This window comes from Campylobacter concisus (assembly GCF_902460545.1).
Taxonomy (GTDB): domain Bacteria; phylum Campylobacterota; class Campylobacteria; order Campylobacterales; family Campylobacteraceae; genus Campylobacter_A; species Campylobacter_A concisus_AE.
This window is the reverse complement of sequence record NZ_CABPUE010000004.1, coordinates 130,362-138,580: the sequence shown is the minus strand read 5'-3', so window position 1 is coordinate 138,580 and position 8,219 is coordinate 130,362. Positions and strand designations below refer to the sequence as shown.

The window sequence follows — 8,219 nt, the reverse complement described above, 5'->3', positions numbered from 1 at the left end:
ACTTACTTCAAAAAAGACTTAAAAACTCTTTTTAATTAATGAATAAATTTTTAATATCTTTTTACTCTGGATCATCGCTAAAATCGTTATCTCTAAAGATCACATAAAAATTTATGAGCCAAAAAACAAAAGCAATTATTATGAGTGTTGCTGGTAAATGAATATAAAAGCCACTCCAAAAATAAGCCAAAATTCCTCTACTAATGCCAGCTAAAAGAACTAAAATAAAAGCAATTCTACTAAGGCGTAAAAACTCAAGTTCTTGTCCACTATGACGAAGTCCTGCGACATTAAATATAAGCATCACGCTAAAAATTACCGCATTTATCGCTATTAGATGCATAAAATTTGTTTCAAGATGGAGTTCAAAAATACCGCTAAAGCCGATCCCTAAAAATCCAATCGCTAAAAATAGCTGCATAAAATAGTATAAAAGCACAAAACTATGCCTAAAAAGCTCTTTATAATGCCATTCTTTAAGCTTTGCAAGTACCGCACTTCCACAAGCTATCGCAGCATAATAGACACCTAAGCTTGCTTCAAAAAATATATTTAAAAGTAAAAAGGCACAAACGCAGCAAATAGCGATATTTTTATAGATAAAATTTGGCACAAAAACAGCTTCATCCATGCCTTTTTCTCTTTTTAACGCTTCTTTTCCAAGCACGACACTAACGCGGTAAGAGATGAGTAAGATAGCGATTATGTGAATAAAAACTTGTAAATTTAGAAATTTTTCGTTGCCGCTTATTAGATAATAAATTTCAAAGCCTAAAATGCCAAACAAAAAGCCAAGTACGCCAAATTGATCATCGTTTTTATCCTGCCAGATCATATAAAGGCAAAGCAAAACCAAGTAAAGCCAAAAAAGAGCGATAAGGCAGTGTGCTAAAAATAGACTAAAAAATGCCAAGATAAAACTTATAAAAAAGAGTGAAAATAATATATAGGCGTGTATTTTTAGAGATGCTTGAAAATTTGTCCAATCAGTTAGTCCAGTTAGCAAAAATCCAGCATAAGCAAGTGCTAAGAAAAGTTGCAAAAATATAAATTTATGCAAGCTCACAAAATCAGTTGGAGTAAAAAACACACTAGCACCAAGCACCGCACAGGCGGCACTCATTAAGAAAAATATCCTCATAGGATGAGTAAAAAAGTTATTAATCATAATAGATTTGCCCTTTGAAATTTTCATCTATCATCTTGCTAATAAACGTAAAATCGCGCTCTTTGAAATCTTTGTCTATTTCAAGTTCTCTTTGTATGACTGCACCTTTACTTGATAAGAAATAAATTCTATTTGACATCTTTACAGCTTCCATTCTATCGTGTGTGACAAGAACCACACTCATACCTTCACTTACTCTTTGGCCAATAATTTCAATTAAAATTTCTTTCATATCATAATCAAGTCCAGAAAAAGGCTCATCCATCAAAAGTAGATCAGGCTTTGTTACAACCGCTCTTACGAAAGCGACCCTTTGTCTCATGCCGCCGCTTAGCTCACTTGGGTATTTTAAAGTATCCTTTTGACTTAATCCAACCTTTTTAAAAAGCTCTAAAACAGTGTTAATGTCTGGTTTATCCATAACTAAAAGCACATTTTCAAGAGTATTTTTCCATGTAAGTAGGCGATTTTCTTGAAAAAAATATGTAGTCTTTTTAAAGCTATTAAAAATTTTTCCTTTTCTAGGCTCATTTAGTCCGCTAATAAGCCGAAGTATCGTCGTCTTGCCACATCCTGATGGCCCAAAAAGCGTCACTACCTCGCCACCTTTTACATTTAGACTAAAATTCCTTACGACCTTATCTCTTAAAATTTCATACTCTACATTTTTAAGTTCAAGCATCATCTTCTCCAAGGCATCAGAGCTATTTTTAGTGGCTCGATGATGAGGTATTCAAAAAGCATGATAAGAGTGATACTTAAAAGAACATACGCCATTACCTCGGTTGTTTCAAGCATTGCTCTTGCATTTGCTATCTTTGCTCCCATGCCGTTATTTGCGCCAAGTAACTCAGCCATTATCACTATCTTTACGCCCATTGCGACAGCTACGCTAATAGAGCTTATTATGTAGCTCGTAAGATGTGGGATGTAAAGGTGTCTTATTTTTTTTAAAATTCCTAGATTATAAGCGTCAAACATCTCTTTTAGCTCCTCATCTACGCTACTCATAGCAACTGCTGAACTTGCAAAAGTAAGTGGTAAAACGGTTATAAAGATAGTAAAAACGGTGCTAAAATTTCCAAATCCAAACCAAAAAATAGCAAGTACTATCCAAATAATTGGTGGCATTGATAAAAGCAAGGTGATAACAGGCTTTAAAAAGGCTGCAAAACTTTTAAAACTACCTGCTATTAGCCCTAAAAATATACCAAAAAATGTTGCCGAGCAAACTCCGATCAGTGATCTGCAAAGCGTTATGTTTATCTCGCTGTTTTTATAATCTTTTAAAATTTCACAGGCTTTTAAAAATACATCTTTTGGTGGCGGAAGTAAGAGTGGGGAGCTAAACTCGCTTCCCACTTGCCAAATGGCTAAGATCAAAAAAACTACGGCAAATCCGCTAAATCCACCCCAAAAATAGTCAATTATTTTTAAAAAGCTTGAGCGATCTTTTTTGATGCCATCAATTAGTATCATAAAAATAGACCTTTATCTGGCATCTTGCCACCTAGAAATTTTGGATTAAACTGATAAATTTCTTCAAAAAATGCCATGATCTCATTTTGTAGTTCATTTGCTTTTGTTACTGTTAGATTTGCCTTATCAAAAGCATTTGCAAGTGCTACTTCTGGAGCTGGCAAGTAGCTTGAGCCTATCTTTGCTGCACTTTGCTTGTTTTCAAGTATCCATGAAAGTGCATTTTTAAGATCACTATGAAGCGTGTCAAATAGATTTAAGTTTTTCTCGTAAAAGCCTCTTTCTACGATAATGCCAGCCATTGGGATTATCGGTTTTGTACCAAAACTCTCGCCCCAAATTTTTGGAAAATCAACTGAATAATGCACGCTAACGCCTGCTTTTTTACCACGCAAAATAGTCGCTTCGCCAAGAGGTTGTGGAACTATTAAAATGTCAAAATCTTTTTGTAAAAATAAAAGCAAAGCCTCAGGTGGCGTTGCTGTATATGTAATGTCTATCTTGCTAACATCTATGCCTCTCTTCTTGCAAAGCGCTCTTAAAACAAGATCAGGCATGTCGCCTCTAAATGGCATGATAAGCTTTTTGCCTACAAAATCCTCTAAATTTTTGATCTTTTCGTCCTTAACCATAGCGTTCATTACGCCAAGAGTCAGTAAATTTAACATCGCAAAATCAAGCCCTTGATTTCTTAAATTTGCAGCGACATTTGATGGTGACATCGTGACTTTGATATCTCCACTAGCCACGCCTGCACGAAGCTGATCTGGTGTTTTCCAGATATTTAGACTTACATCATAAGTTTTATTTAACTCGCCTTGCAATGCAGCAACTGCCATGATAACGCTTGGGATCGCTGGTGCGCCCCACATAGTAAAGCTCTCTTTTGCAAATAAATTTGGTGCAAATGCGCTAACGCCTAAAGCCGTGCTAAGTCCTAAAAATTTTCTTCTATCTAACATCTTTTTCTCCTTTAAAAACTGCTGTGAAAGCTAATGAAAAATGTTCTGCCAGGGGCATGAACGACTACTGGATCAAGTGCTGCTACATGATCGCCGCTGATAAATTCTGCATAATCTTTGTCAAATAAATTTGCTACGCCAAATCTTATGCCAACTTTATTTTTAAACTCTATGCCGCCATAAAGATCGAGCAAACCAAATCCTTTTGCAGCCTCTTTTTTATCGATGCCTAAGCCATTTTGCTTGCTAAAATCGCCTCTAGTTTGCTTTGAAACTAGCCTTAGTGCGGTGCCAAGATTATAGCTGCCAAAGCTTGCATAGTCTTTGTAGTCAAATGCAAAATTTGCCTCAAAAGGCCTTATTTGATAAAGCGGCCTGCCATCGGTTTTGTTTTGTCCGTAGTTGTAGTAAAGTGAGCTTTTTAAGCCAAAGTGCCTTGCAAAGCTATACTCTGTATTGAAATTTACACTATAAAGCGTTGCATCAACGTTTCTTGAGATGACTGCGTTTTTGTTTATTAGAGGCATGGCAGCTTTTGAGTGGCGTCTATCAAAAATAATCAAATTTTTAACGCTATCAGCGATGAAATGTCCTCCAAAGCTAAATGCATCTTTGTTTTGAAGTGAGTTTAGGTATTCTTTATAAAACTCGCTACCAAATTTAAAGCCAAGAACCGCTCTATTGTGTCTTTCTGGCTCTAAATTCGGATTTGCTATCCAGCCTTTATCGTCTGCACCATAAAGTGCGTTAAAACGCTCCATATTGCTTGGCAAGCGAGATAAGCTCTCAAGCTTTGCAAAGTAGCTATCCTTGTCGTTTGGTGTAAATTTATATTTTAGGCTTGCACTAAAAGCGTCTTTTTTGATCTTATCGCTTACGTCCTCACCATAAATTTGGCGAAGTAGTCCGCGAGTCGTGCTAATGGCTGGATTTGGTGCAAAAAATTTAGTATCAAGTCCATTAAGCTTACTTTTTTGCTCCTCATATCTTAAGGCAAGAGAGGCTTCGTTTGCTTCATTAAATTTATAAGCAAGTGTGTCAAAGAGCATAAATTTATCATTTCTAACATCAGCAAATCTGTATCCGTTAAAGACCCAGTTGTTGCCTTGTTTCATGTATCTTTTGCCGTCATGTTTATCTTTTTCAAAGCCAGCGCCTATTTGATTGTGAAAGCTTGCAAAGTCAGCGTCATACTTTAAATTTGCCTCAAATATATTTCTCTTTAAATCCACTTTCACATTTTGAGTGGTATCTCTTAGATGAAAATTATCAGCTTTTCGCTCAACCTTTTTTGTAGCAAGCTCAAAATTTAGCGTATTTGAAAGATCTTCTTCGCCTAATCTAATATTTAGCTTGCCGACTTTTCTTGTCGTTTTAAAAGCGTCCATCTCGTGCTCCGGCTGCTTATCTTTATCAATATTATCCCTTAAAAACGTAAGCCTAAGCTCGCTAAGATCATTTGGCACAAAACCTAAGATAGCGCTTTGACCTTGTCTATTGTAGCCATAGTTCCATTTTTTGCCACTTCCGTCTTTATAATTATTTGCTTTGGTGAAATTTGCATTTAAGATGGTGTAAAAATTTGAGCCACGATATTTAAAAAGCGATGAATTGTAAAAGCTTTTGCCATACATTCCAGCTGAGATATGAAACATATCAGCTGAGTTATCAAGCAAATTTGTAACAAATGGATATTCGCTTCTTTGAGTGCGGTCAAATTGATTTTCCACAAAGGCGCTTTGTGCAACGTTTGGCGTGATGACTGGCGGCGGAGCAAATTCTCTAATAGGCTTTATAATGTCTAAATTTGCTTCATTTGCTAGAAGCAGTGATGAAAGAACTGCTAGGCTTAAAATGGGCCTCATGTAAACTCCTTTTTAAAGATATAATTATGATTTCTTTTATCAGAATTGTAGTAGCAAAACCCTTTATAAAAGTTGATGTAAGTCATCCTTTAAATTTTTAATCCATAATTACGAGCTTATTGTAGATAAAATGCTTGATTTTATTTTTGCAAGAGTAACTAAATGGTGTAAATTTAATGTGAAAAATGTATAAAATTTTGATAATTGTTATATAAAATTTTAAATCATAGGTTGATTTAATTATGCTCTAAAATTATTAAGCCTATCTCTTAGCTCTTTTGAAATGGTAAATTTTGAGAGTTTATATTTATCAAAAATGATGATCAAATCATCACCTAGTGGTTGCACTAACCCAAAGCAAGCATCTCTATCAAGACGGTTTTTCTTAAATTTTACGCTTAATGTTTCAACTTTTTTCTTATCGCCAAAACTTTTAATGGCGATTTCGTCGATATCTTTAAAGTAAAATTTTATACTTTTTGAGCCTTTTGTGATGATAAATCCATCATCTTCAATACTTAAAAAGTTGTTTTGAAAAATTTTTCTAACACAAAAGAACGCTGAGAGAGCACCAATGATAATGCCAAAGAGAGACACTGCACCAAGAGCTAGATAAAAGTAACCAATGATGCTAAATATAAAAAGTCCAAGCCCAAAGGCTAGCGCCCAAAAAACATCTTTTTTACTCTCTTTTGTTATCATCATTTTTCCTTTTAAGCTAAAATTCCAGCACCATTTATCGCTTGGCTGCGCTCTTTTGCATAAATTCTCTCGCCATTTATCACGTCATATTTCCAGATCGGCGCATTTGCCTTAAAGTCCTCGACAAACTCGTTTATAAGCCTTAGCGCGACCTTTCTTTGAGGGCTAACAACACCTGCTACATAAGAGCTCGTATGCACTGGCACGTCGCCTTTTGAGTGAGCAAAGAGCACGTAGGCATTTTCTTTTTTGGCTCGCTCTTGCCAAGTATCTAGCCATTTTTTAAGGATCGGCTCATAGATATCAAAGCTAAGTGCCGAAATACCGCCCTCTTCTCTTACTATGCCTACAAAAGTGATGAGCGCGCCGCAGTTTTTATCCTTAAAGCGTTCATACCACTCGTTTGTGATGCTTTGAACATCCAAGCTTCCATTATAAATTTGCATCTTAGCCCCCACAAACTGGTGGCAATATAGAAATTTTATCGCCTGATTTAAGAGCGAAATTTATATCGCTTACGATCTCGTCATTTACAGCTACAGCGCAGATATTTAGCCACTTTTTAAGCTCTTCTTTCTCGCTTAAAGCTGCTTTTACCTCGCCTAAATTTTTTGCTTCTACTTTTATACTCTCAAGCCCGATAGGCCCAAGAAATTCGATCTCTACCACATTTTATCCTTTGAAATTTTTGCTGATTTTACTTAAAAATAAATTTAGATATACTTATTTGAAAATTTGCAAAAGAGAAAGAAAATGAACGAAATTTTAAAAAACATAAAAACCCCAGCCTACGTCTGCGAAGAGGCAAAAGTTCGTAAAAATTTAGAGCTTTTAAAGTATGTAAAAGAGCAAAGTGGAGCTAAAATTTTAGTTGCACTTAAAGGTTTTGCATTTAGTGGAGTGATGGATATGGTTGGCTCATATCTTGATGGAGCTACTTGCAGCGGGCTTCATGAGGCAAAATTTGCAAGTGAATACGTAAAAGGCGAGATCCACACGTATAGCCCAGCCTTTAAAGATGAGGACTTTGATGAAATTTTAAAAATTTCAAAACACATCACGTTTAACTCTTTTGCTCAGTGGCAAAAATTTAAAGACATTGCCCTTCAAAACGGCGTCATCTGCGGCCTGCGGGTCAATCCAGAGGTCTCACTTGCACCAACTGATAGCTACAACCCATGCGGTAAATTTAGCAGGCTTGGCATCACGAGAGCAAATTTTAAGCCAGAGCTTCTTGATGGTATCACTGGGCTTCATTTTCACGCGCTTTGCGAGGAGAGTGCGAGCAGCTTGCAGGTCGTACTGGAGGCGTTTGAGGAGAAATTTGGCGAGTTTATCCCAAAGATGAAGTGGATAAATATGGGCGGCGGCCACCACATCACGAGGGCTGATTATGACGTGGAGCTACTTATAAAAATAGTTAGGCGCTTTCACGAGAAGTACGACGTAGAGATCTATCTGGAGCCTGGTGAGGCTGTGGGCTGGCAGACTGGCTTTTTGATAAGTAGCGTGCTTGACATCGTGCATAACGAAAAAGATATCGCCATCCTTGACACCTCAGCCGAGGCGCACATGCCTGATACTGTGCTCATGCCTTACCGCCCAGCCGTTAGAGGTGAGAGTAAAAATGGTAAATTTGCTTATAGATTTGGCGGTAATACCTGCCTAGCTGGCGATATAGTAGGGCTTGAAGCGGGCGATGCAGAGTATAAATTTGATAGTGAGCTAAAAATTAATGATCGCGTCATATTTGAAGATCAAATCCACTACACCATCGTAAAAAATACAACATTTAACGGCATTAAGTTGCCTGATTTAGTGCTTTTAAAAGAAAATGGCGAGGTTAAAATGATCCGTGAATTTGGATATGAAGAGTATAAGCGCAGAAACTAGGCTGAGTTTTCTGAAGGTAAATTTGGCTTTTAAATTTAGGTCAAATTTATCTGGCTTGTAAATTTTGCCAAAATGGCTTTGAGCTGCATAAATTTAAAAATTTATCTTGAAGCTATTTTCGTTTTCAAAATTTAAACTTATTAAATTTAG

At 36.4% G+C, this 8,219-nt stretch carries 9 protein-coding genes; 1 reads left to right on the top strand and 8 read right to left on the bottom strand.

Features of this window, described 5'->3' with window-relative positions; genetic code table 11:
* Window positions 1-61 precede the first annotated feature (61 nt).
* The 8 genes from FZ949_RS04290 to FZ949_RS04255 form a co-directional block, all read right to left on the bottom strand.
* Window positions 62-1,168 (bottom strand): NnrS family protein, encoded by a 1,107-nt coding sequence (locus FZ949_RS04290; protein ID WP_103579766.1) that lies wholly within the window; start codon window positions 1,166-1,168, stop codon window positions 62-64.
* Complete coding sequence (locus FZ949_RS04285; protein WP_103579765.1) at window positions 1,161-1,850, bottom strand: ABC transporter ATP-binding protein; 690 nt, start codon at window positions 1,848-1,850, stop codon at window positions 1,161-1,163. Before FZ949_RS04285 ends, FZ949_RS04290 begins: the two co-directional genes overlap by 8 nt.
* A complete protein-coding gene (locus FZ949_RS04280; protein ID WP_054196111.1) occupies window positions 1,850-2,647 on the bottom strand; it encodes an ABC transporter permease in 798 nt (265 codons plus the stop codon). Before FZ949_RS04280 ends, FZ949_RS04285 begins: the two co-directional genes overlap by 1 nt.
* Window positions 2,644-3,609 carry an ABC transporter substrate-binding protein gene (locus FZ949_RS04275; RefSeq protein ID WP_103579709.1) on the bottom strand — a complete coding sequence of 322 codons (966 nt, stop codon included), beginning with the start codon at window positions 3,607-3,609 and terminating at the stop codon, window positions 2,644-2,646. The genes FZ949_RS04280 and FZ949_RS04275 overlap by 4 nt, the downstream gene beginning before the upstream one ends.
* Before the next feature lie 11 nt (window positions 3,610-3,620).
* Window positions 3,621-5,474, bottom strand: coding sequence for a TonB-dependent receptor domain-containing protein (locus FZ949_RS04270; RefSeq protein ID WP_103579708.1), 1,854 nt, complete (start codon window positions 5,472-5,474; stop codon window positions 3,621-3,623).
* A gap of 240 nt (window positions 5,475-5,714) precedes the next feature.
* Window positions 5,715-6,176 carry a molybdate transport repressor gene (locus FZ949_RS04265; protein ID WP_148790166.1) on the bottom strand — a complete coding sequence of 154 codons (462 nt, stop codon included), beginning with the start codon at window positions 6,174-6,176 and terminating at the stop codon, window positions 5,715-5,717.
* Window positions 6,177-6,187: 11 nt separating this feature from the next.
* Window positions 6,188-6,622, bottom strand: a complete 435-nt coding sequence (locus FZ949_RS04260) for a molybdopterin synthase catalytic subunit (RefSeq protein ID WP_148790165.1) — start codon at window positions 6,620-6,622, stop codon at window positions 6,188-6,190.
* Window position 6,623: 1 nt separating this feature from the next.
* Window positions 6,624-6,845, bottom strand: coding sequence for a MoaD/ThiS family protein (locus FZ949_RS04255; protein WP_002941462.1), 222 nt, complete (start codon window positions 6,843-6,845; stop codon window positions 6,624-6,626).
* A gap of 84 nt (window positions 6,846-6,929) precedes the next feature.
* On the opposite strand from FZ949_RS04255, the gene nspC reads away from it, so the two are divergent.
* The gene (gene nspC / locus FZ949_RS04250; protein ID WP_103579704.1) at window positions 6,930-8,069 is read left to right on the top strand and encodes a carboxynorspermidine decarboxylase; all 1,140 of its coding nucleotides are present in this window, start codon (window positions 6,930-6,932) and stop codon (window positions 8,067-8,069) included.
* Window positions 8,070-8,219: the final 150 nt, after the last annotated feature.

Coding starts and splice junctions, on each gene's coding strand:
- FZ949_RS04290 (WP_103579766.1), bottom strand. CDS start 1,168: ATGATTAATAACTTTTTTACTCATCCTATGAGGATATTTTTCTTAATG.
- FZ949_RS04285 (WP_103579765.1), bottom strand. CDS start 1,850: ATGCTTGAACTTAAAAATGTAGAGTATGAAATTTTAAGAGATAAGGTC.
- FZ949_RS04280 (WP_054196111.1), bottom strand. CDS start 2,647: ATGATACTAATTGATGGCATCAAAAAAGATCGCTCAAGCTTTTTAAAA.
- FZ949_RS04275 (WP_103579709.1), bottom strand. CDS start 3,609: ATGTTAGATAGAAGAAAATTTTTAGGACTTAGCACGGCTTTAGGCGTT.
- FZ949_RS04270 (WP_103579708.1), bottom strand. CDS start 5,474: ATGAGGCCCATTTTAAGCCTAGCAGTTCTTTCATCACTGCTTCTAGCA.
- FZ949_RS04265 (WP_148790166.1), bottom strand. CDS start 6,176: ATGATAACAAAAGAGAGTAAAAAAGATGTTTTTTGGGCGCTAGCCTTT.
- FZ949_RS04260 (WP_148790165.1), bottom strand. CDS start 6,622: ATGCAAATTTATAATGGAAGCTTGGATGTTCAAAGCATCACAAACGAG.
- nspC (WP_103579704.1), top strand. CDS start 6,930: ATGAACGAAATTTTAAAAAACATAAAAACCCCAGCCTACGTCTGCGAA.